Below are 20,494 nucleotides of genomic sequence, written 5' to 3' on the forward strand. Positions count from 1 at the left end.
GTCGTCGCTGGCATCAAGCGTAGCTACCGACCAGTTCTTATGCGCTGCGCCCGAGTTCCCGCGGTACTGCGTGCTCGACACCGTCGGAATGCAATCGCTCTGCCTCCTCGGCCAGCCGCGCCTGCAGTTCCGCGACAGTCAGATGAATGCGGTTGGGCCGCGGCCGCACCAGCATGGTGACCACCGCTGCGATCATGGCGATAACAAGTACGACACTCACAATCACGATGACACTCATGGTCGTCCGCTCCAGACGCCGCACATCAATCGAGAACTGCACGAAGTTGGAAGCCCGCCGGGATATCCCCGGTATGGAAATAGGTGGCGAATACCTCGGCCGCATATTCGGCGTCGAAGATCTCGTCGGGGTACACGCGCATCGGCTCGGTTCCATTCGGCACGTCGACGCCCGGGTGGCCCACCCGATCGCCGGGCAGGCCGAGCAGGTAGCGGCGCGGCGTCCCGTCGGCCCCGGTGCACAGCTCGATGACCAGCACGTCGGCCGAGCCGATGCACTCCACGTAGTTCCTGCCCGGCGTGGCGCTGAGCGTCGCCGTGATCTCGGATGCAGGCATCGGATGCGGGAGCCGGGTGAGATTCACCGAATAGGAATCGAATCCGTCCAGTCGGCGCAGCGGGCGCAGGAAGCTGATCACGGAGTCGTCCGGACCGATGAAGACCCTCAGTCGATTGCTGTAGGTGAGTCGATGGGTACTGGTCATCGGTTCCGCTGGCGGACTCCCCGCTTCGGTGCCCAACCCGAGTGCGGTACGGGCACGCACCGAACGTCGAACATTCATAGGAAACCCGCCTATTGCCGTAGTTATTGACTAGCTAACTCAGCATTGCGGTTATCGAGCCGATATGGAAGCTATTGGTGACTGTGACACATCACGGATTCGTTGCGGTTTAATGTGAGCTACCTGGGCTGTTGGGGCGCAAGCGAATATCGCGCCGCACCGCTGAACGTGCGGTACCGCGCGGCTGCCCCGATCTCCACTTGGTTGCCAAAGGGTTTCCGACAGTCGAACATTTCAGCGTCGGAGGCCAGAGGTCGATCTCGGCTCCGCATCATGCCGGTACACCGGTGTGAGCAGATCCGCATCGACCGGTTCACCGGTGGAACGGTCGTAGCGCACCGCGACCAGCACCGAAAACAGATGTGTCGCAGCGCGTTCGTGCAGGGTCGCCAATCTGGTTGCGAGCAAACGGATTGCGCCGAGCGAGCCGGGCGGATGCAGACCGTCGATGATCAGTGCCGTACCACGCCCATCGGGACGCGGGAGGCGCGCGACATAGGCGATATCGTGCGGCTCCGGACCGCCCGGCCGGTATATCCGCCTGGCCGCCCGATCCTCGATGCCGCGCCGGGCATCTCCTGCCCGCGCCACCGCACGCCGCAGTCGCGGATCGGCCGCGATGAGCTGACGAATACTGGGCGAGAGTTCGGGCCCGCCGAGCACGATCAGCCCCTCGCGATTCAGGTCGACGGGTCGGCCGGGCAGGAAGTGTTCGACCGTTGCGGTGAAGCCGAGTTCACCCAGTAGCTCCACCAGCCGTTGTGCCGCACTCGGATCCGGCGCACCGAGCACTCGGCCGCCGCGCACCTCCGGTGCGATTACCGTGAGCGATCCGTGTCCGAAAAACAGACCTTCCGGTGCGGGACCCTGGGTACTCACCTGATGGATCCGCGCGCGGGAAAGTCCCGCCGCCGCACCGATTCTGGCGAAGGTCCAGCCTTCGGCATGAAGTTCCCTGATCACCGCTCTGCGGATCCGGGTTAGCTCATTGATGGTCTGCTGGGCCGCCGCCACCCCATCAGTGGCCGCCTTGAGTCGCTCGACTTTATCTTCGATCGCGAAAACGCGCGCCACGTCATCGGCCGACATGTGCGAAGTCTAGACATCTCGACACGATCAAGCGTCTAGTCTGCTTGACGTAACAGACTCATTGCAGCCCTTGGAAACCACAACGGAGCGAGTCTTACGGGCGAGGGTTCGCGGCCCGTCGCGTGTCCGAGGAGTCGAAGCGCATGCGCCGAAGTTGCGAGTCTCGACTATCGGGCCCGCGTGCATCAGGGCCGGACGTCTCGTATCACCGCCCGCAACGGAGCGAGTCTTAGTGGTCGCGCCGCAGGCGCGGCAAAGGTAACTTCACGTCGCGTCGGTATCGATCGGTGGACGTTCGTTGTGCTCCAAGGGCTTTTCGAACTTGGGCATCGGGTAGTCCGGCATACCGCTATTGGTGCCGAGCAGGTCCTGCTTATCCGGGATCGCCTTCTCGAATTCGCGGAAAACCGAATCGTCGCCATTCAGAAGATGTTTGGTGACCATCTGGCGCGGCGACATCTGGCGCAGCTCGTTCAGGTCGGCCAGCGGCTTACGCAGGTCCTCGAATTCGGGTCCGAGTTCCTGCTGCAGCTGCTGGGTCGCACCGCTGGCGTAGTCGCGGACCTTGCGCAGGCTCTGCGTGGTCCAGCGAATCGCCCCGGGCAGTCGCTCCGGGCCGAGGATCACGAGGGCGGCGACGAGGAGGATGATCATCTCGCCCCAGCTGATGTTGCTGAACACGAGTCCAGGCTACCTGGGCCGACGTTGCCGAGCCGCTCGGGATTGCATCCGCGGCTCAGTCCGATTCCAGGGTGACCGGCACGTCCACCTGCCTGCCATCGCGGATCAACTGCACGTTCACCGTCTCGCCGATCTTGCGCTGCTGTACCGCGACCACCAGCTCGTCCGGACCGGTCACCTCGCGATCGCCGATCTTCACGATGACGTCGTTCTCGACGATTCCGGCCTTGGCCGCGGGTCCGCCGGGTTCCACGTCCGCAACGGCCGCACCGCTCATCACATCGTTTGCGACCTGCTTGCTGCGGGCACTGAGACCGATCTTGGGGTGGTGCACCTGACCGTCGTGGATCAGGGCCTGCGCGATATTGGTCACCATATCCACCGGAATCGCGAAGCCGAGGCCGACCGAACCGCCGGTCTCACTGCGGATCGCGGAATTGATGCCGATTACCCGGCCCTCCATGTCGACCAGTGCGCCACCGGAGTTACCCGGGTTGATCGAGGCGTCGGTCTGCACCGCGTCGATGACGGCCTTCGTATCGCTGCCCTCACCGGACAGCGCCACGGGACGGTGCAGGGCACTGACGATGCCGGACGTGACGGTTTTGCTCAGGCCGAGCGGCGAACCGATCGCGAGCACGTCGTCACCCACCTGGACGTCCTTGGACTTGCCCAGATTGGCGACAGTGAGATTCTTCACATCGACCTTCAGTACCGCCAGGTCGGTCTTCGGATCGCGTCCGACGATATTGGCGGGCACCCGACTGCCGTCGGAGAAGGTCACCTGAATGGCGGCCCGGTTCGACTTGTCCTGTGCCGCCATCGAAATCACGTGATTGTTGGTCGCGATATAGCCCCCACCGTCGATCACCACGCCGGAACCGGTCGCGCCGTTGTCGCCGACCGTGACCCGGATCGAGACGACCGAGGGCAGCACCGCATTGGCCACCTTCGCGATCAGACCGTGCGGACGCTCGACCTCACCGGACTGCTCCAAAGTGACCTTGCGTGAGGTCAAAGGGGACGTCGCCTCCGCGGTCAACCGGCCGACCAGGCCGCCGAGCACACCGATGGCCAGCGCGACGGCCGCGAGCAGGGCCAGCGCCTTGGGCGCCACTCGGGAACCGAAGAGCACCTCCCTGGCCGCGAGCTTGCGCGCCTGGGGCAGCGGTGCGGGACGCGGGGTAGCGACGGCGGGTGCGCCGAGGCGTGCGGCGGCATCCGGATCGCGCCACGGATCGGCCGGACCAGCCACGGGTGCGCCGGTATCAGCGGCGTCCGGATCACGCTGGAGGAGTTCGGTGGAGCCTTCCGGGCGTCCGAAGGCCTCGGCGAGTACCGCGTCGGGCGGGCTGTTGTGCAATTCCGGACCGACCTGCGGCACAGCCGAACCGGCCGACCTGGGCTGCTCGCCGAAGGAACCGGACTGGCCGGTGGGGCGGCGGAATGCGCTCGCCGTGTGATTGTCCACGTGGGGGCGGTAGACCGGGCGCGGTCCGAGGGTCGGCGCATCCGACGGCCTCAGGGGGGTGGTAGCCGGCGGGGCGGGTGAATCCAGCTTTCCCCGGGCTGCCGAATCGTTCGTGTCGCCTGCGGAGGGCCGCGATTCCGACGGCCCGGAATTCGTCGATTCGGTGGTCACTCGGCAAACTCTACTTGCGCCACCAGGTGGTCCACCGGGTCGCGGTGAACGAATCGGTCAGAAATCCGAAAACAGCCTCGTTTCGCGAGCTTCCGGCTGGCGGCCGGGCGGTCGCGCTCGTCGCGCCGCCGGGCAGTTCGGCGAGCGGAATGCGGGTGAGGCTGTCGTGCAGATCGGTCGGAATCGACACCTGACCGGCCCGACGCAGTGCGATGCGCGCCTGCTGCTGTGCATCGACCTCCGCCGCGCATTCGGGGCACACGGAAAGATGTTGGGCGGCACGCAGATAGGCATTCATCCGCAGTTCGCCGTCCACATAGGCCGCGATCGCCTCGCTGGCCAGATGCTCGGTGGGACGGAAACGGGGACGACCTGACGTGCTGGCGTCGCCACTCATTCAGTGCTCACCCTTCCAACCGACTCATCCACTTCTGCGCTCGACCGAACGGATATTCGGCCGCCGGGTGCTTACGGCTCGCGCCGGATCACCCCGGGTTCGCGTCAGCGGCGAACCGCTGCTCACTTCCATTATGCGCAAGGTAGTCGCGCAGCGCCTGACGGCCGCGGTGGATGCGGCTACGCACGGTGCCGAGTTTGACACCGAGGGTCGCACCGATCTCTTCGTAGGACAGACCCTCGATATCACAGAGCACGACCGCCGCGCGGAACTCCGGAGCCAACGAATCCAGGGCGGATTGCAGGTCAGGATCAAGACGGGCGTCGTGATACGCCTGCTCCGGGCTCGGGCCCTCGGCGGGCACCCGGTCGTAATCTTCGGGCAGCGCCTCCATTCGGATCCGGTTGCGCCTGCGCACCATGTCCAGGAACAGATTCGTGGTGATGCGGTGCAGCCAGCCCTCGAAGGTGCCCGGCTGGTAATTCGACAATGAACGGAATACCCGGATAAAAGTTTCCTGAGTCAGATCATCGGCGTCCTGAGCGTCGCCGGAAAGTCGGTAGGCCAGCCGGTACACCCGGTCGGCATGTTCGCGGACCAGCTCGTCCCAGGACGGCATCGCGGAACGATCGCCCGTCGCGTCGAAGGCCGCAGTGCCGGTCAGCTCGAGTTCGGTGATGTCATCGTCGTGCATTTCGGCCTCCGTCGGGAGAACGTGCGCTGCTTCCGTCGGGAGAGCTTGCGCTGGCAGGGTGGCGAACTCGCGCGCCGCCCCGGCGTGAGCGACGTCCCAGGAGGCGGTAGCTGGCGTAACCGCGGAGGACACCGGGGGCGCCGAAAATGACCCTCTGTCCATGTGGATGGTGATACCTCCTACTCGAGACCGTGGCTGCGGATCTAGTGGCGATCCGGGTCTCGGATCGTTATGGACGGTTACAACAGTCGATCGGTATGTCGTTGTTCCCGCGCCCCGTGCCGCGGTCGGCTGGTCTTGCTTGCCCATACTCTTTCTTCCCTCGATATGCCGAGGGTGAGGGGATCCTGAGGGACACCTGAGAATCCGCCCCCGCCCCCGACAAACAATTAATCGCACGGCCACGGGATAACGCTTCACCGATGAGCCAAACTTGCGACTTCGTGCCCTAGATTCATAGGCGTGGCATCGAATCTGGAGCGAAATCTCTCCTACGTGGAGGAATCCGTCGTGGAAGACGAGGTCCTCGTCAGCGCGCGTGAGCGGGCCACTGAACTCGGTGCGTTACCCGTACCACCCTCGGTCGGCGCCCTGCTGAGCATGTATGCCCAGTTGCTGAGCGCACGCGCGGTGGTCGAGGTGGGGACGGGCGCGGGGATCAGCGGGCTGTGGCTACTGGATGGCATGCGCGAGGACGGGACCCTGACCACGATCGATTCCGAACCCGAGCATCAGCGGGCGGCCAGGGAGGCATTCCGCACCGCCGAGATCCCGCCCGCGCGTACTCGGTTGATCAACGGCCGTGCCCTCGATGTACTGCCCCGGCTCGCCGACGGTGCCTATGACCTGGTGTTCATCGATGCGGCTCCGCTCGAGCATCCGCAATACGTCACCCAGGCCGTGCGGCTGCTGCGCGCGGGTGGCGCGATCCTGCTGCACAATGCGCTGCTCGGCGGCCGGGTTCCGGACCAGACCCAGCGCGATCCCGCGACCCAGGCCGTGCGCGCCGCGACCAGGGCGATCGCCGAGGATCCCGAACTCACCAGCGTGCTGATCCCGGTCGGTGACGGTCTGCTCTGCGCATCGCGCGGCTAGTAACCGTTCGGCTATTCATAAACGTTGGGCGCGTTCGGATTTCGTCAGCCGGGCGCTGATTTCGCCGCTGCCGGACGGGTATTCGAGCTCATGCCAGGTTCGACGACGGCAAGGTATGCCCATGTGGGAGCGCGGAATCCAGATCCTAGAAATCGGCCATGTCGGCCACGCGATCAATGCGGGACGAGAACGCGGCGGTTGTCTGCTGCCCGCACTCGGCCTGCTGATTTTCATCATGGTGCTGGCCGTGGTGGTGCTGGTATGGGTCAGTAATGCTGATTTCGGCACCGAGCGGACAAAAGTCCCGCTGACTCCCGGTCCGTGCGAACCGTTCTGCACCGTGACGCCACCACAGCCCGGTCCGGGATAACCGCCAATATTTTGCGCGAAACCGCCGCCGACTGGGTATCCAAGGAGTAGAGGATGTCCCAGGGTGGCCATCGGGAGAGGTTCAGCGTGTTTCGCGATGATGATGATCGGGACCCGATCAACTGGGGCCGGTCGGCGATCATTCTTGTGCTGGTGCTCGGTATCGCCGTTGTGCTGATGCTATTGGTCGTCACCGCCGATTTCGGCGATAAGTCGCCGGCCACCACCGTGCCGAAAACACCCGGCGCCTGTGCGCCGTTCTGTCCATCGAAATCGCAGTAGCGATTTCGGCTAGACCCAGACGCCCTTGCCGACGGTCACCACGCCGCCGTTGCTGACCGCGAAGCGATCCCGATCCCGATCCAGATCCACGCCGATGATCTCGCCTTCGCCGACGACCACGTTCTTGTCCAGAATCGCGCGCCGCACCACCGCGCCGCGCCCGATCCGGACGCCGGGCATGATCACACTGCCCTCGACGGTCGCGCCGTCGTCGACCATGACATTGGAGCTGAGCACCGAATTGCGTACGGTCGCGGCCGAAAGGATGCAACCGGCGCCGACCACACACTCCTGCGCGAGCCCACCCTGCGCGAACTTGGCCGGCGGCAGATTCTCCGCCGCACCGCGAATGGGCCAGTGCTTGTTGTAGAGGTTGAAGACCGGATGCACCGAGACCAGATCCATATGGGCCGCGTAGAAGGCATCGATGGTGCCCACATCGCGCCAGTAGCCGCGGTCGCGCTCGGTGGCGCCGGGCACCTCGTTATCGGCGAAGTCGTAGACCGAGGCCTCACCCGCGGCGACCAGCGCCGGGATGATGTCGCCACCCATATCGTGATCGGAATCGGAATTGTCGGAGTCCGCGCGGATCGAATCGACCAGCACCTTGGTAGTGAAGACGTAGTTGCCCATCGAGGCGAAGGTGACGTTCGGATCGTCCGGTGTGCCCGGCGGATGCGCGGGTTTTTCCAGGAATTGGGTGATTCGTCCGGACTCGTCGGAGTCGATGCAGCCGAACGCGCTCGCCTCGCTGCGCGGCACGCGGATGCCCGCGACGGTGACACCCGCACCGGAGTTGATGTGGTGCTGGACCATCTGCTCCGGATCCATCCGGTACACGTGATCCGCGCCGAAGACCACGATGTAGTCCGGATCCTCGTCGTAGATCAGGTTGAGCGACTGCATGATCGCATCGGCGCTGCCGGTGTACCAGCGCGGACCGAGCCGCTGCTGGGCGGGCACCGGCGTGATGTATTCACCGGCGAAACCCGATAGTCGCCAGGTCTGCGAGATGTGCCGGTCCAGTGAATGCGATTTGTACTGGGTGAGCACACACAGGCGCAGATAGCCCGCGTTGACGAGATTGCTGAGTACGAAGTCGATCAGTCGATAGGCACCGCCGAAGGGAACTGCTGGTTTGGCCCGATCCGCGGTGAGGGGGAACAGGCGCTTACCCTCACCACCGGCGAGCACGATCCCGAGTACGTGCGGCTGGCTCCTCACACCTGCCAAACTACCGCGCGAGGCGGGTACAGGTGGCCCATGCCGAAGTGAACGTCTAGTTTGAAGCCGTGAGTTTCGGCACGGGCGGCGGGGGTGCGGGGGCGGGAGCCGGCGATCACGACCGGCTACGCGTTGCTATGTTGACGCGCGAATATCCCCCCGAGGTGTACGGCGGGGCAGGTGTCCATGTCACCCAGTTGGCCGCGCAGTTGCGGCAGTTGTGCGAGGTGACCGTGCACTGCATGGGTGTGCAACGCACCGATGCCGTGGTGCACCAACCGGATCCGATGCTCTACGCCGCCAATGCCGCGATGCAGATGATGTCGGCCCAGCTGCGCATGGCCGATGCCGCCGGTGACGTGCACGTGGTGCATTCGCATACCTGGTACACCGGGCTCGCCGGACACCTCGCGGCGACCCTCTACGGCATCCCGCACGTGTTGACCGCGCATTCTTTGGAGCCGCGGCGGCCGTGGAAGGCCGAACAACTCGGCGGCGGCTACCGGCTCTCGTCCTGGTCGGAGCGCAATGCCGTGGAATATGCCGATGCGATCATCGCGGTGAGCGAAGGTATGCGTCACGATGTGCTGGACGCCTATCCGACGATCGATCCGGACCGGGTGCACGTGGTGCACAACGGCATCGATGCGACCGTCTGGCATCCGGGACCGTCCGCCGAGGGATCTCGCCCGATTCTGGACGAATTGGGCGTGCGGACCGATCGGCCGATCGTGGCCTTCGTTGGTCGCATCACCCGGCAGAAGGGCGTCGGGCATCTGCTCGCCGCCGCCCGCGAATTCGATCCGGAGATCCAGTTGGTGCTGTGTGCGGGCGCGCCGGACACCCGCGAATTGGAAACCGAGGTGGCCGCGGCCGTCGCCGAACTCAGCGCGGCGCGCGGCAATGTGTTCTGGGTGCGCGAAATGCTGCCGACCGAGCAGATCCGCCAGATCCTGGCCGCGGCCACGATGTTCGTCTGCCCTTCGGTTTACGAACCGCTGGGAATCGTGAATCTCGAGGCCATGGCATGTGCGACCGCGGTGGTCGCCTCGGATGTCGGCGGCATTCCCGAGGTGGTGGTCGACGGACAGACGGGTCGTCTGGTGCACTACGACGCGAATGCGCCGGAGCAGTACGAACACGAGCTGGCGGAAGCGGTCAACGAGATCGCCGGTGATTCGGTGCTCGCCGCCGAATTCGGCACGGCCGGACGACACCGTGCCATCGCTGAATTCGACTGGCTGCAGATCGCCGCCCAAACCGTTGCGATCTACGACCAGGTTCGCAAATTCTGACGTTGGTAGGTCCAGACCTGGACCGAGGCGGTTACCTCGAGCGTGTCCGGTAGGGCATCCAGGTGGTTGGTCGCGTGGTGGGCGGACGGGCCCATCGCCACCACGTTGCGAATATCGGTGCGGCTGAGTCGCATCCGATATTCGACGACGGTGCGGTCTACCGCGTCGAAGTGGCCGGACATGGCGTCGGTGAGACGGCGTTCCTTATCCGGATCGACCGTAACCATGCCGAGTGGCCCGATAAGTTCGGCCAGGTGGCGTGGGGTAGGTGTGGCGACGACGAAGCGGCCATCGGAAGTAAGAACCCTGGCGACCTCGCTCGGATTACGTGGTGCGAATACCGAAACCACCCGATGCAACGCACCATCTCGAACCGGTAGTCCGCGCCAGGCGTCGGCCAGTACCGAGGCGGCACGCGGATGGGCGCGGGCGCAGCGTCGGGCCGCGGGCTTGGCCACGTCCAAGGCGATCCCGACGGCCGGGACGGCATCGAGCACGGCGGCCAGGTAGTAGCCGGTTCCGGCACCGACCTCGAGCACGGCGGCACCGTCGAGCACCGGATCGTCGGCCGCGACGGCCATGGCCACCGCATGGGCGATCGGCGCGAAATGTCCCCCGACCTGGAACGCGGCACGCGCGTCCAGCATCGCCGAAGTATCGCCGGTCATCTTCGTCGACGCACCGGTCAACAGACTCACGTAACCCTGTTTGGCGATGTCGAAACTGTGCCCGCGTCCGCAGCGCAGCACCCGATCTTGCGACTCCATTTCGGAACCGCAATCGGGACAGGCCAGCAGACCGGCCACATCAGCGAGTGTGGGATTAGCTGGTGACACTCTTCAGTTCGTCACCGAGCGCTGCCGCTTCATCCGGCGTGAGCTCAACGACCAAACGCCCGCCACCCTCGAGTGGAACCCGCATCACGATTCCACGCCCTTCCTTGGTTGCCTCGAGGGGACCGTCCCCGGTGCGGGGCTTCATGGCCGCCATCCTCTGCTCCCTCCAGATCTGCGCGATATGCTGCGCACTTTCTTGGAACTCCAGTTGTCACCAACTAGTGAGCTCGCCGGCATTTGGCGAGCTACACCCGTCCCATTCTTCCCTATCGCCGGAGTGGACGGATACCTGAGTTCGAAATGTGACCGCTCGGCCTGTGTTGGGCCGTCCTCGTCAGACCCAGCAATCGACCAAGTGGTCATCGACCATTCCGGTCGCCTGCATCAACGCGTAGGCGGTCGTCGGACCGACGAAGCGGAACCCGCGCCGCTTCAATTCTTTTGCCAGAGCTATGGATTCGGGGGTGGTCGCGGGCACCTCGGCAATCACGCGCGGACGCGGCCGGGCGGCCGGTGCGAAGGACCAGATCAACTCGTCCAGTCCGATATCGAGGTCGGCGGCCACTCGGGCGTTGGCGATCGACGCCTCGATTTTGGCCCGATTGCGGACGATACCGGGATCGGTCAATAGCCGCGCCACATCGTCATCCCCGAAGGCGGCGACCCGCTCGATCGAGAACCCGGCAAATGCGCTACGGAAGGCCGGGCGCTTACGCAGAATGGTGATCCACGCCAGCCCCGATTGGAATGCCTCGAGACACATCCGCTCGAACATTGCGTCATCCCCATGCAGCGGTTTGCCCCATTCGTTGTCGTGATAATCCCGGTAAAGCTGGGACCCCTCCGACCACGGACAACGGATCTTCCCATCGGACTCGGTCGCCGCCGACCCGGACACGGTTTCCGCCGTCATTACTGGCCCACCCCGAACCGCATGTGTTGCTGCGCGGACGGGCCGTGCTGCGTTCCCGGGACTTGGTCTGCGGCTGGGTGGTGCTGTGCGTTCGGGGCCTGCTGGGCAGTCGGGACTTGCTGCGTCGTCGGGGGTTGCTGCACGGTCGGGGCCTGCTGCGCCGTCGGCACTTGTTGTGTGCTGAGGACTTGGCGTGCCGCTGGGGTCTGCTGTGCGGTTAGGCCGTGCTCCACGCCCCGGACGTGCTGTGCAGCTGGGACTTGTTGCACGGTCGGCGTCTGCGATGCGGTTGGGACTTGCAGTGGGCTCGGGCCGTGCTGTGCGGCCGCCTGCGGGGTGGCAGTGGGCTGCGTAGTTGGCGGCTGGGCGATCGCGCTGTTCTGCGGGACAGTCGTGGTCTGCCCGGCAGTCGGCAGTTGGGGTGGGGCGACTGAAGGCTGTGCGATCGGCGCCGCTTCGGTTGAGCGGTTCGGTCGGCTGGTCATCGGCTGCGGCGGAGCGGCTGATGGCTGTGCGGTTGCTGTTTGGGTTGTGCCGTTCGGCGGGGTGGTCAGCAGATGCGGTGGCACCGCGGGCGGCTGGACGGTCGGTGTCTGCTGGGGAATCGAGCCGTTCAGCGGGGCAGTGGGGGCTTGGGGCTGGACGGTCGGGGCTGGTGGCTGGGTGTTCGCGTCGGTTGGTACCGGGATCTGGCCGGTTGGTGCTGGTTGAGCAATCGTGTGGTTCGGCTGGAGGGGTGTGGCGTGCCGAGCGCTCGGCGGCGGGGGCGGGGCGGTTGATGGCTGTGCGGTTGGTGTTTGGGTTGTGCTGTTCGGCGGGGCGGTCAGGGGATGTCGTGGGGGCGCAGGTGGCTGGACGGTCGGTGTCTGCTGGGGAATCGAGCCGTTCGGCGGGACAGTGGGGACCTGGGGCGGCTGGATGTTCGGGGCCGGGGGCTGGGTTGTGGTGCCGTTTTGCGCGGTCGGTGCCTGGGGCTGTTGGTGTGGCGGGCTCGGCTGGGCTGGCTGCTTCGGCAGCTGGACGCTCGGGGCATGAGTGCCGCGCGCTTCGGCCAGTTGGAGTTGCAGTTCGTCGATTCTGGCGGCGAGGCGGGTCAGCGCCCAGTCGACTTCACCGGCCTTATAGCCACGCACCACCTGTTGGAAGCGCAGGGCGCGCACATCCGCGCCGCTGATGCCCTCGGCGGGCAGCACGGTCGCCGTTGTTCCCTCGGGCAGTGGTCCGAGTTCCTCGGCTCGCCCGAAGACCGCACTGGCGAGCAGGAACAGCACCGCGGCGACCAAGCCGACAATCAGCACGTACAACAGCAGCGTGAGCATGTCCCCGAGCTTATTGGCCCACGCCGACACCTGACATCCGCCCGCCCGCGAAAATTGGACCTCGAATTGCGAGCGACCACGTCATCAGCAGCCCGAGCTGCAAATCGCCCCGTCCATCCGAGTCGACGCATTGCCTGGGCCTGACCGCCATCGCGATGGCGCCGCAGGGGCGTCGGCAATATCACCCCGCTTCGTTACTGTGGCGCACTCTGACGGCGCGAACCGCAGTGACAGCTGTGCGCGGCGGTGACGAGCGGCCCCCGGTGACGGTGCGGCCCTGCGGGCCGCCCAGTGACAGCTGTGCCCTGCAGTGACATGTGGGGCGGTCCGCGTTTGACAGGTGCGCAGCGGTAACAGTGTGGTCCGCAGTGATAGGTGCGCCTCGGGCCACAGGTGGCGTGTCGTGCTGATTCTGAGCGGCGTGCCTGCGAGTGTCGGCGTGCCGAGGAATGAGGTGGTCGCGGATACCGCCGCGTTGTGTCGATTCGGTGCGGCGTGCTTGGGAGTCTGTGGCGACGTGTCGTGGGTTTGTCCGCAGCGGGTTAGTGGCCGGTGTGGCCTGTGGTGACAAGTGGCGCTTGTGAGGTGGACCGCTGCGTCGTGTCGATTCAGGGTGGCGTGCCTGAATTCGTGTCGGCGCGTCGTGGTTTGTCGGCGGCATCGGCAACGTCTCAGCCGCAGGTATGGCCTCTGGCTACAGGTGGCGTGTCGTGTCGATTCCGAGTGACATGCCTGCGAGTCCGCGGCGCCGCACTGCGAGTTTGTCGGCGACCTCGAGTAGTGCCTTCGCAGCCGGATTCTCCGGATCGCCCAAGACGATCGGGGTGCCCTCGTCGCCTGCTTCGCGCAGTCGCTGCTCGATCGGAATCTGGCCCAACAGTGGGACGTTCGCGCCGACGGCTCGGGTGAGGCGATCGGCGACCGATTGGCCGCCGCCGGAACCGTAAAGGTCCATTCGGGTGCCGTCGGGCAGATCGAGCCAGGACATATTCTCGATGACGCCCGCGATCCGCTGCCGGGTCTGCAGTGCGATCGCACCGGCGCGTTCGGCGACTTCGGCGGCCGCGGGCTGCGGGGTGGTGACGACCAGGATCTCCGCATTCGGAATCAGCTGTGCGATGGAGATCGCGACATCGCCGGTGCCGGGAGGCAGGTCCAGCAGCAGTACATCGAGATCGCCCCAGAACACATCGGCGAGGAACTGCTGCAGTGCCCGGTGCAGCATCGGACCGCGCCACACCACCGGCGTATTGCCCTGGGTGAACTGCGCGATGGAGATCAGCTTCACATTGTGCGACTGCGGTGGCATGATCATCCGCTCGACCTGAGTCGGGCGCGCGTCGGTTCCGAGCATCCGCGGAATCGAGTGGCCGTAGATATCCGCGTCGAGCACACCGACGGACAGTCCGCGCGCGGCCATCGCGGCGGCGAGATTGACCGTGACACTGGACTTCCCGACGCCGCCCTTACCGGAGGCCACCGCGTACACGCGGGTGAGCGAACCGGGCTGGGCGAATGGGATCACCGGATCGGCGGAGTCGCCGCGCAACTGCTTGCGCAGATTGGTGCGCTGCTCATCGCTCATCACATCGAGGTCAACCGTGACCGCGCCGATGCCCGCGACGTCGGCCACCGCCTTGGTGACCCGCTGGGTGATCTCGGTGCGCAGCGGGCAGCCCGCCGTCGTCAGGTACACCTCGATATGGACATTGCTATCAGCACCGATCGCGATGCTCTTCACCATGCCCAGTTCGGTTATCGGTTTGCGGATCTCCGGGTCGTCGACCTTCGCGAGGGCTCCCCGCACATCCGCTTCCGTTACCACTGGCATGGCACGAATTTTACGTTGTGTCAGATTCGCGGCAGGTCACTGGGCTTGGGTGCGATGCCGGAGGCGTAGGACCCGGCCCAGGCCATGACATTCGCGACATAGGCCATGGAGTTGTTGTAGCGCAGGATCGCACGGGTCTGCTGGGTGAGATCGCGCATATTCAGCCCGCCGTCGCACAGGTACCGCCCTGCGGTCAGTGCCGCGTCGAACAGATTCTGCGGATCGGCGATGCCATCGCCGTTGCCGTCGGCGCCGTAGCGCTTCCAGGTCTCCGGCAGGAACTGCATCGGGCCGATGGCCCGGTCGTATCCACTGAGTCCGTCCAGCGCGCCCCCGTCGGTATCGCGAATGACGTGGTTGCCCGAGAGGCTGCCGTCGAGCACCGGGCCGTAGACCGGTGTCAGCGGATTGCCGTCCGCATCGGCCTTACCGCCGAAGGCGTGCGTCGATTCGACCCGACCGATACCGGCGAGCAGGGACCACGGCATTCCGCAGACCGGATTCTCGGCGGCGAGTATGTTTTCGGCGTTCTGATAAGCCGCGACGGCGACGCCGGGAATGCCGAGCGGGCCGGATGGCAGGGCAGCCGGTTGCCTACCATCCGGCAGCGCAACGGTTTTCACGATCGGCGGTGCACTCGGTGCCTGCTTTGCCATTGCGTTCGCGACGAATTCGGTCGCCGCAGGTTCCGCGGCGACCGAAAGTCTCGCCGCTTGGTCGTCTTGATCGTCCCCCGGAATGTGTTGCAGGACAGAAGATGCGGCCAGATCGCCGGTGCCCGCGGACGCGGCGACAGCCACCAGTCCAGCGGGAACCAATCCGGTCAATGCGATAACGGAACTGCGCTTGATCGTCGCAGGCGACTGCTTTCGGTGACGCCCCACTGTGCGGTGACCCTCCCATTGACTCGATAACGAGCCCTTCGTGATGGACGAAGAAGAGAGTACCGCATCCGAGACCTTTTTGTTACTGCTTCGTTATCAGCTCTCGGCGTGGCGTAGTCCGTTAGCTATCGGTCCTGGTCTCAGCCCTACGGGGCCGGCGCGGGCGCGGGCAACGGGATCACGATGCCGAACGGCAGCGTAATGCCAGGGGCGGGCGGCGGGGTGGCTGTCTCGGTCTGCGTCGGCTCCGGAGCCTCGGCCACGCCGGGCTCGGGTGTCTTCTCCGGGGTGCTCTGCGGCGCTCCGCCCGGCGACTGCGCCGGATTCTGCGGATTCGGTGCGGGCACGGGCTGGGCCGCATCGGGTTGGGCCGGAGTGCAATTGGCGGGTTGCTGCTGCGGCTGCTGTTGATCCGGGCGCTGCTGGTCCCGCTGCCCGGGATCCTTCGGCTCACCGTTTTCGGCAGCACCGAAGGTCTGCGCGGGTGCGATGGGCGACTGTGCCGGATCGCCGGGTGCTGGCAATTGCGCCGGAGCCACCTGCTGCGGATCGCACGGCGGCTTGGGTACCGGCCGCGGGCAGAAGATGCCACACGGGATCGGCGGCAGACCGGGAATGGTGATCATCACCTCGGTCGGTGTCGGGATGATCACCGTGTTCGAGGGAAGTTCGGGCTTGGTTGTTGTGGTCGTCGGTGCCGCCGAGGATGCGGCCAGCATGTCTGGGCCCGTGGTGATCGGCGCGGTACCCGGCGGGATCAGGTCGGGAGAGATATTCACCTGGCTGGGCGTGCCGCCGGTGCGGTAGGCCGCCGACCAGCTCAGCACATTGGCGGCGTAGGCGAGGGAGTTGTTGTAGCGCAGCACCGCACGCAGTTCCTGCTGCGGATCGCGCAGATTCAACCCGCCCGAGCACAGGTACTTGCCCGCGGCGAGCGAGGCATCGAAGACATTGTGCGGATCGGCGACACCGTCACCGTTGCCGTCGGCGGCGTACCGGCTCCAGGTGCCGGGCAGGAACTGCATCGGCCCGATCGCGCGCACCGCACTGCCGTCGGCCGCCTTGATCACCTCGTTGCCCGGTAGCGAGCCGTCCAGCGCGGGTCCGAAGATCGGCGTCACGGTGGTGCCCGCCGCATCGGTGCGTCCGCCGCCCGCGTGCAGCGATTCGATCCGCCCGATTCCGGCAAGCAGGCTCCACGACAGACCGCAGCCCGGCATCGAGGATTCCAACGCGAGTTCGGCATTGCGATATGCGGCGAGCACGATTTCCGGGATGCCGAGTGCGCCGCCGGTCGCGGGCAGGGCGATGTCGTGCAACGGCACCGAACCCGCGAACGGCGGGGTGCCATCGGCAAGCGGAGTCATTGCTCGAAGTTTGCGGGGTGCTTCCGGCGTTACCGGAAGGAGACCAACTGTCCGGGACAATGCGGCGTCGCTGGTGTTGCCGGATGTTCCGTCGGTGCCGGACGCGCCGGTTGACGCCGCGAGCAAGGCCTCGGGGGCGGTGTCGGGAGTGGTGGTCCGCGTGGCATTGGTACCCGAGCCGGTGGCCACAAGACCAGCGACGACCAGGGCCGAGACGGTTATCGGAGCAGAGATTCGCATTCGGCCACACCAATCCTCTACGTCGTGAGAGCGCCTGTCCGGGACATCCCTGCCCCTTCGCTCGGGACAACGTCGTCCAGGTTACCCGTGGGTCAGAACGTTATTGAGCATTTCCTGTCAATCGTCAGCAACAGGCGGTGAAACCTGAACTGTGCCCTGCTTTCTGCCGGAGCTTTTCTTGCGAACGGCCTTCGCGGGTTTATCGGGGCTCGATGCGGGCTCGGATGACCCTGCGGCCTCGATCCGGTCCAGCACTTCTCGCATTTCCTCCAATTCCCTGCGCAGGTAGTCGCGCGTAGCAACCTCGCCGATCGCGATTCGCAGCGATGCGAGCTCGCGGGCAAGGAATTCGGTGTCGGCCTTGGTCTGGGCGGCGCGAGTGCGGTCCTCCTCCAACGACACTCGGTCGCGGTTGTCTTGTCTGTTCTGCGCCAACAGGATCAGCGGCGCGGCATACGCGGCCTGGGTGGAGAACGCCAAGTTGAGCAAGATGAACGGATAGGGGTCCCAGCGCAGCGCGATCACGAAGACGTTCAGCAGGATCCAGACGATTACCACAATCGTCTGGATCGCCAAATACCGTCCGGTGCCGAGGAATCGGGCGACCCGCTCACTGGAGCGGGCCAGCGCCTCGGCGTCGTAGTCGAAGCGGAACCGCGATTCCAGCGGCGTTTCCAGCCGCTGACGCGCCGGATTCTTCTCACTCGGCATCGGCTACCCCCTCATGTCCGACGACCGCGTCGTGGCCCGTATCTTCCTGCTCGCGCCAATCCTCCGGTAGTAGATGATCGAGCACATCGTCCACGCTGACCGCGCCGAGCAGATGGTTCTCCTCGTCCACCACTGCGCCGCAGACCAAGTTGTAGGTCGCGAAGTAACGGGTCACCGCACCGAGCGGGGCATCGGGACGCAGTGGGGCGAGGTCGGTGTCGAGGATGCCGCCCACCAGGTGTGCCGGTGGTTCGCGCAGCAGTCGCTGCAAATGCACTGAGCCGAGGAAGCGGCCGGTCGGCGTTGCCGTCGGCGGCCGCACCACGAACACCATGGTGGCCAGCGCGGGTGTGAGATCCGGATTGCGGACTCGGGCAAGCGCTTCGGCGACGGTGGTGGCGGGGGTCAGCACCACCGGTTTCGGTGTCATCAGACCACCCGCGGTATCGGGGGAGTGCTCGAGCAGCCTGCGGACCGGTTCGGACTCCTCCGGATCCATCAGCGCCAGCAGCGATTCGCGCTCACCCTTCGGCAGTTCGCCGAGTAGGTCGGCGGCGTCGTCGGGATCCATCGCCTCGAGCACATCGGCGGCGCGGCGCACCTCGAGGTGACCGAGCAGATCGACTTGGTCGTCATCGGGGAGTTCCTGGACGACATCGGCGAGCCGCTCGTCGTCGAGCGCGATCGCCACCTCGATGCGCCGTTTCTCCGGCAGTTCGCGCAACATATGCGCGACATCGGCGGGACGCAGGCCTTCGAACTGCTCGAGTAGCTGGGTGACATCCTGGCCCGGCCTGCCGATCTCGTACGGCGTCAGCCCGCTGACCTGCGACCAGTCCACGACGTGCACGGTCCGGCGGCGGCCGAGCCTGCGATGTCCGCGCACCGCGACCCTGGTTACCCGCCAGTCCCTGGTCCGGCTCTGTTCGATACCCAGATCGACCACGAGCACATCGACATCGGCGAGGTCCGGCAGATCCGGATCGGCAACGCGCACCGAAGAATCCACGATCTGTGCGAGGGCGAGCATCTCACCCGGACGCTGGGTGAAGCGTCGCAGACTCACCGTGCCCGTATTGAGCGCGACAACGCCGGGTTCAATTGTGGTCACCCGCAACATGGGCACGAAAATGCGCCGTCGGGACGGCAATTCGACGACAAGACCGTGCACCCTCGGTTGCTGGCGGTCGTAGCGGATGGCCACGACGACGTCACGGATGCGGCCGATAGACTCGCCGTCCGGGCCGAGTACCACCAGCCCGGCCAGCCTGGCGACGTACACCCTCGTTGCTGCCATGGCTGTCAGGTTAGAGGGTGCGCGGACCGGTATTCGCACCATGCCACGATCGACGGGAGTGATCATGAAGCCGCGCCGCTCGGTGCTCGCCTGCCCCGGTAGCAGCAAGAAGATGATCGATAAGGCCAAGGGCTTGCCGGTCGACGAAGTATTTCTCGATTTGGAGGATGCGGTCGCACCCGCGGCGAAGGCCGAGGCCCGCGCGAATATCGTGGCCGCGCTCAACGACACCGGCTGGGGTGAGCAACTGCGGGTGGTACGAGTCAACGATTGGACCACCCAGTGGACCTACGCCGATGTGATCACCGTGGTCGAGGGCGCGGGCGCGGCGCTGGACGCGATTCTGCTGCCGAAGGTGACCGATGCCGGTCAGGTGCGGGCACTGGATCTGCTGCTCACCCAATTGGAGAAGGCCAGCGGGCTCGAGATCGGACGAATCGGTATCGAACCACAGATCGAGAACGCCATCGGGTTGCGCAATATAGATGAGATCGCCACCGCGAGCCCGCGGGTGCAGACCCTGGTCTTCGGTCCGGCGGACTTCATGGCCAGTATCAATATGCGCACGCTGGTGGTCGGTGAACAACCTGAGGGCTATGACACCGGCGATGCCTACCACCACATTCTGATGACCATCCTGCTCGCCGCTCGTGCGCACGGCCTGCAGGCAATCGATGGCCCTTACCTGCAAATCCGGGATATCGATGGATTCCGCAGGGCGGCCGGGCGCACCGCCGCACTCGGTTTCGACGGCAAATGGGTGCTGCATCCCGGACAGATCGAGGCAGCGAACGAGATCTTCAGCCCGCGCCAGGCCGATTACGATCGCGCCGAGTTGATTCTGGATGCCTACGCCTTCCACACCTCCGAAAAAGGCGGTGCGCGCGGCGCGGTAATGCTCGGCGACGAAATGATCGATGAGGCCAGCGCCAAGATGGCTCAGGTAATCGCCGATAAGGGCCGAGCGGCGGGGATGACGCGTACCACGCGTTTCACACCCCCGAACTCCGGCCAGGAATAGCAGAATAGAGATATGACGAATCCCTTGGGGAACTCGAATCGCGCGCGCCAGGGCTTGCCGACGCCGCCATCGGGCTGGCCGGTCGGCTCATATCCGACCTACGCCGAGGCCCAGAAGGCTGTCGATTTCCTGGCCGACAACCAGTTTCCCGTGCAAGACGTGACCATCGTCGGCGTGGACCTGATGCAGGTCGAGCGCGTGTTGTACCGACTGACCTGGGGCAAAGTGATCGGCGGTGGGATTGTTTCGGGCGCGTGGCTCGGTCTGTTCCTCGGTCTGCTGCTGAGCTTGTTCACTACCAGCGGCGGTTTCGCCCCGGTGCTGGTCGGTTTGGTCGGCGGCATCATCTTCGGCCTCATCTCCACCTCGATCCCGTACGCGGCGACCAGGGGACAGCGCGACTTCGCCTCCACCATGCAGTTGGTGGCGGGCCGCTATGACGTGCTGTGCGACCCGAAGTCGGCCGAGCAGGCTCGGGACATGCTGGCGCGGTTGGCGATCTGAGCG

The 20,494-nt window shown here is 65.6% G+C and carries 22 protein-coding genes and 1 pseudogene; 6 read left to right on the forward strand and 17 right to left on the reverse strand.

The genetic code is table 11. The annotated features are described in order from the left end of the window. Positions 1-37: 37 nt before the first annotated feature. The 7 genes from ACIBG0_RS26985 to sigE all read right to left on the reverse strand — a co-directional run bounded on the left by ACIBG0_RS26985 (position 38) and on the right by sigE (position 5,303). Positions 38-238: a hypothetical protein gene (locus tag ACIBG0_RS26985; protein ID WP_397035932.1), complete on the reverse strand. Its 201-nt coding sequence runs from the start codon at positions 236-238 to the stop codon at positions 38-40. A 25-nt stretch (positions 239-263) separates the two neighbouring features. Continuing rightward, positions 264-722: a hypothetical protein gene (locus ACIBG0_RS26990; RefSeq protein ID WP_397035934.1), complete on the reverse strand. Its 459-nt coding sequence runs from the start codon at positions 720-722 to the stop codon at positions 264-266. 312 nt (positions 723-1,034) lie between these two features. Continuing rightward, positions 1,035-1,889 carry a hypothetical protein gene (locus tag ACIBG0_RS26995; protein WP_397035936.1) on the reverse strand — a complete coding sequence of 285 codons (855 nt, stop codon included), beginning with the start codon at positions 1,887-1,889 and terminating at the stop codon, positions 1,035-1,037. Positions 1,890-2,153: 264 nt separating this feature from the next. Continuing rightward, on the reverse strand, positions 2,154-2,570 hold the full coding sequence (tatB, locus tag ACIBG0_RS27000) for a Sec-independent protein translocase protein TatB (RefSeq protein WP_397035938.1): 417 nt from the start codon (positions 2,568-2,570) through the stop codon (positions 2,154-2,156). Between the two features lie 55 nt (positions 2,571-2,625). Then, complete coding sequence (locus tag ACIBG0_RS27005) at positions 2,626-4,212, reverse strand: trypsin-like peptidase domain-containing protein (RefSeq protein ID WP_397035939.1); 1,587 nt, start codon at positions 4,210-4,212, stop codon at positions 2,626-2,628. Between the two features lie 10 nt (positions 4,213-4,222). After that, positions 4,223-4,609 (reverse strand): hypothetical protein, encoded by a 387-nt coding sequence (locus tag ACIBG0_RS27010; RefSeq protein WP_397035940.1) that lies wholly within the window; start codon positions 4,607-4,609, stop codon positions 4,223-4,225. Positions 4,610-4,697: 88 nt separating this feature from the next. After that, positions 4,698-5,303 carry an RNA polymerase sigma factor SigE gene (gene sigE, locus ACIBG0_RS27015; RefSeq protein WP_397035942.1) on the reverse strand — a complete coding sequence of 202 codons (606 nt, stop codon included), beginning with the start codon at positions 5,301-5,303 and terminating at the stop codon, positions 4,698-4,700. A gap of 462 nt (positions 5,304-5,765) precedes the next feature. On the opposite strand from sigE, the gene ACIBG0_RS27020 reads away from it, so the two are divergent. From ACIBG0_RS27020 to ACIBG0_RS27030, 3 genes are all read left to right on the forward strand, one after another. Then, on the forward strand, positions 5,766-6,398 hold the full coding sequence (locus ACIBG0_RS27020; protein WP_397035943.1) for an O-methyltransferase: 633 nt from the start codon (positions 5,766-5,768) through the stop codon (positions 6,396-6,398). Positions 6,399-6,519: 121 nt separating this feature from the next. Further along, positions 6,520-6,768 (forward strand): hypothetical protein, encoded by a 249-nt coding sequence (locus tag ACIBG0_RS27025; protein WP_397035945.1) that lies wholly within the window; start codon positions 6,520-6,522, stop codon positions 6,766-6,768. A gap of 53 nt (positions 6,769-6,821) precedes the next feature. Further along, complete coding sequence (locus ACIBG0_RS27030; RefSeq protein ID WP_397035947.1) at positions 6,822-7,049, forward strand: hypothetical protein; 228 nt, start codon at positions 6,822-6,824, stop codon at positions 7,047-7,049. A 9-nt stretch (positions 7,050-7,058) separates the two neighbouring features. On the opposite strand, the gene glgC is transcribed toward ACIBG0_RS27030, so the two are convergent. Further along, positions 7,059-8,273, reverse strand: a complete 1,215-nt coding sequence (gene glgC, locus ACIBG0_RS27035; protein ID WP_397035948.1) for a glucose-1-phosphate adenylyltransferase — start codon at positions 8,271-8,273, stop codon at positions 7,059-7,061. Positions 8,274-8,410: 137 nt separating this feature from the next. Between glgC and glgA the strand changes: the two genes are divergently transcribed. Then, the gene (glgA, locus tag ACIBG0_RS27040; protein WP_397036242.1) at positions 8,411-9,568 is read left to right on the forward strand and encodes a glycogen synthase; all 1,158 of its coding nucleotides are present in this window, start codon (positions 8,411-8,413) and stop codon (positions 9,566-9,568) included. On the opposite strand, the gene ACIBG0_RS27045 is transcribed toward glgA, so the two are convergent. From ACIBG0_RS27045 to ACIBG0_RS27085, 9 genes and pseudogenes are all read right to left on the reverse strand, one after another. Further along, on the reverse strand, positions 9,544-10,374 hold the full coding sequence (locus ACIBG0_RS27045) for a putative RNA methyltransferase (RefSeq protein ID WP_397035950.1): 831 nt from the start codon (positions 10,372-10,374) through the stop codon (positions 9,544-9,546). The genes glgA and ACIBG0_RS27045 overlap by 25 nt on opposite strands. Positions 10,375-10,390: 16 nt before the next feature. Continuing rightward, positions 10,391-10,558, reverse strand: coding sequence for a DUF3117 domain-containing protein (locus ACIBG0_RS27050; protein WP_011211259.1), 168 nt, complete (start codon positions 10,556-10,558; stop codon positions 10,391-10,393). A 180-nt stretch (positions 10,559-10,738) separates the two neighbouring features. Next, entirely contained in the window at positions 10,739-11,317 is a 579-nt protein-coding gene (locus ACIBG0_RS27055; protein WP_397035952.1) for a DNA-3-methyladenine glycosylase I, read from the reverse strand. Positions 11,318-12,366: 1,049 nt separating this feature from the next. Then, a pseudogene (locus tag ACIBG0_RS27060) lies at positions 12,367-12,636 on the reverse strand (DivIVA domain-containing protein); the annotation flags it as partial. Between the two features lie 694 nt (positions 12,637-13,330). Further along, positions 13,331-14,467 carry an Mrp/NBP35 family ATP-binding protein gene (locus ACIBG0_RS27065; protein ID WP_397035953.1) on the reverse strand — a complete coding sequence of 379 codons (1,137 nt, stop codon included), beginning with the start codon at positions 14,465-14,467 and terminating at the stop codon, positions 13,331-13,333. Positions 14,468-14,487: 20 nt separating this feature from the next. Further along, entirely contained in the window at positions 14,488-15,351 is an 864-nt protein-coding gene (locus ACIBG0_RS27070) for a lytic transglycosylase domain-containing protein (RefSeq protein ID WP_397035954.1), read from the reverse strand. A gap of 146 nt (positions 15,352-15,497) precedes the next feature. Continuing rightward, entirely contained in the window at positions 15,498-16,958 is a 1,461-nt protein-coding gene (locus ACIBG0_RS27075) for a lytic murein transglycosylase (RefSeq protein ID WP_397035956.1), read from the reverse strand. A gap of 117 nt (positions 16,959-17,075) precedes the next feature. Beyond that, on the reverse strand, positions 17,076-17,669 hold the full coding sequence (locus ACIBG0_RS27080) for a DUF1003 domain-containing protein (RefSeq protein ID WP_397035957.1): 594 nt from the start codon (positions 17,667-17,669) through the stop codon (positions 17,076-17,078). Next, complete coding sequence (locus tag ACIBG0_RS27085) at positions 17,659-18,966, reverse strand: magnesium transporter MgtE N-terminal domain-containing protein (RefSeq protein WP_397035959.1); 1,308 nt, start codon at positions 18,964-18,966, stop codon at positions 17,659-17,661. Before ACIBG0_RS27085 ends, ACIBG0_RS27080 begins: the two co-directional genes overlap by 11 nt. A gap of 64 nt (positions 18,967-19,030) precedes the next feature. Here ACIBG0_RS27085 and ACIBG0_RS27090 point away from each other — a divergent pair, with 64 nt between their 5' ends. Both ACIBG0_RS27090 and ACIBG0_RS27095 read left to right on the forward strand, forming a co-directional pair. Next, positions 19,031-19,987, forward strand: a complete 957-nt coding sequence (locus ACIBG0_RS27090; protein WP_397035961.1) for an HpcH/HpaI aldolase/citrate lyase family protein — start codon at positions 19,031-19,033, stop codon at positions 19,985-19,987. Positions 19,988-19,999: 12 nt separating this feature from the next. Beyond that, on the forward strand, positions 20,000-20,491 hold the full coding sequence (locus ACIBG0_RS27095; protein WP_397035963.1) for a general stress protein: 492 nt from the start codon (positions 20,000-20,002) through the stop codon (positions 20,489-20,491). Positions 20,492-20,494: the final 3 nt, after the last annotated feature.

Source organism: Nocardia sp. NPDC050630 (assembly GCF_044457245.1).
Classification (GTDB): Bacteria; Actinomycetota; Actinomycetes; order Mycobacteriales; family Mycobacteriaceae; genus Nocardia.

Excerpts from the sequence above, each read along its gene's own strand:
- ACIBG0_RS27055 (WP_397035952.1), bottom strand. The coding sequence starts at position 11,317 with ATGACGGCGGAAACCGTGTCCGGGTCGGCGGCGACCGAGTCCGATGGG.
- ACIBG0_RS27080 (WP_397035957.1), bottom strand. The coding sequence starts at position 17,669 with ATGCCGAGTGAGAAGAATCCGGCGCGTCAGCGGCTGGAAACGCCGCTG.
- ACIBG0_RS27090 (WP_397035961.1), top strand. The coding sequence starts at position 19,031 with ATGAAGCCGCGCCGCTCGGTGCTCGCCTGCCCCGGTAGCAGCAAGAAG.
- ACIBG0_RS27030 (WP_397035947.1), top strand. The coding sequence starts at position 6,822 with ATGTCCCAGGGTGGCCATCGGGAGAGGTTCAGCGTGTTTCGCGATGAT.
- ACIBG0_RS27075 (WP_397035956.1), bottom strand. The coding sequence starts at position 16,958 with ATGCGAATCTCTGCTCCGATAACCGTCTCGGCCCTGGTCGTCGCTGGT.
- ACIBG0_RS27095 (WP_397035963.1), top strand. The coding sequence starts at position 20,000 with ATGACGAATCCCTTGGGGAACTCGAATCGCGCGCGCCAGGGCTTGCCG.
- glgA (WP_397036242.1), top strand. The coding sequence starts at position 8,411 with ATGTTGACGCGCGAATATCCCCCCGAGGTGTACGGCGGGGCAGGTGTC.
- ACIBG0_RS26995 (WP_397035936.1), bottom strand. The coding sequence starts at position 1,889 with ATGTCGGCCGATGACGTGGCGCGCGTTTTCGCGATCGAAGATAAAGTC.
- ACIBG0_RS26985 (WP_397035932.1), bottom strand. The coding sequence starts at position 238 with ATGAGTGTCATCGTGATTGTGAGTGTCGTACTTGTTATCGCCATGATC.
- ACIBG0_RS26990 (WP_397035934.1), bottom strand. The coding sequence starts at position 722 with ATGACCAGTACCCATCGACTCACCTACAGCAATCGACTGAGGGTCTTC.
- ACIBG0_RS27010 (WP_397035940.1), bottom strand. The coding sequence starts at position 4,609 with ATGAGTGGCGACGCCAGCACGTCAGGTCGTCCCCGTTTCCGTCCCACC.
- ACIBG0_RS27065 (WP_397035953.1), bottom strand. The coding sequence starts at position 14,467 with ATGCCAGTGGTAACGGAAGCGGATGTGCGGGGAGCCCTCGCGAAGGTC.
- ACIBG0_RS27085 (WP_397035959.1), bottom strand. The coding sequence starts at position 18,966 with ATGGCAGCAACGAGGGTGTACGTCGCCAGGCTGGCCGGGCTGGTGGTA.
- ACIBG0_RS27050 (WP_011211259.1), bottom strand. The coding sequence starts at position 10,558 with ATGGCGGCCATGAAGCCCCGCACCGGGGACGGTCCCCTCGAGGCAACC.
- ACIBG0_RS27025 (WP_397035945.1), top strand. The coding sequence starts at position 6,520 with ATGTGGGAGCGCGGAATCCAGATCCTAGAAATCGGCCATGTCGGCCAC.
- sigE (WP_397035942.1), bottom strand. The coding sequence starts at position 5,303 with ATGCACGACGATGACATCACCGAACTCGAGCTGACCGGCACTGCGGCC.